A 671-nucleotide genomic window follows, 5' to 3' on the forward strand; every position below is an offset into this window, starting at 1 on the left:
CAATTGAGTTCCGATAAAATATTTGAAAGCTTTAAACAAGGAGAACGCACCAATTGTTCCTCGATTGCTTTTATAAAGGCTTCTTTAAATATATATGGATTAGATAATCTTTTTATAATCGAAAAAGTAAACGAAGGTTTACATAAAGTCACATTGAAAAATGATGCATCGTTTCATCTGAATAATGATGAAATCAATAAAGCGAGAGTTTCTGCCGGTTTTGTATATATAAAAGACAATTGTGAGAGCGAAAAAATTACTGATTACGCCGTATTGACTTATGCCGTGATGGCAAAATACAAGCAAATTATCGATAAAGAAGCCACTTTTGATAAGGCATTAGAGGATTTAGAGGATGGCGCAGTATATACACCAACAATCTATAAATATTTGGGATTTAAAATAGGCAAACAGATAGAAAGGCTAAAACGACAGTCCGGCAGTGAATTTTGTGGAGTGGTGGCGTGGTCTACAGCACATGCCGTTTTTGTTTGTGAAGAGTTTATGGATTACTACGGGAACAAAAAAAGTATATGGATCAAATATCCGGGGCGTTTTAGAATAATCAAGTCATAAAACGTTATTGTTTTAGCAGTAGCACAACTATTTTATTTGTCCGGCCTGACAAAATATAAGAATACTAATGCTTAAATTAAAAAAAAGAAATTAAA

The 671-nt window shown here is 32.9% G+C and carries 1 protein-coding gene; it reads left to right on the forward strand.

Annotated features, from left to right (window positions below):
* Window positions 1-576, forward strand: a 576-nt coding sequence (locus tag B0A67_RS24740; protein ID WP_089069594.1) for a hypothetical protein, incomplete at its 5' end; no start/stop codon positions are given.
* Window positions 577-671: the final 95 nt, after the last annotated feature.

The sequence above is a fragment of the Flavobacterium aquidurense genome (assembly GCF_002217195.1).
In the GTDB taxonomy this organism is placed as follows: domain Bacteria; phylum Bacteroidota; class Bacteroidia; order Flavobacteriales; family Flavobacteriaceae; genus Flavobacterium; species Flavobacterium frigidimaris.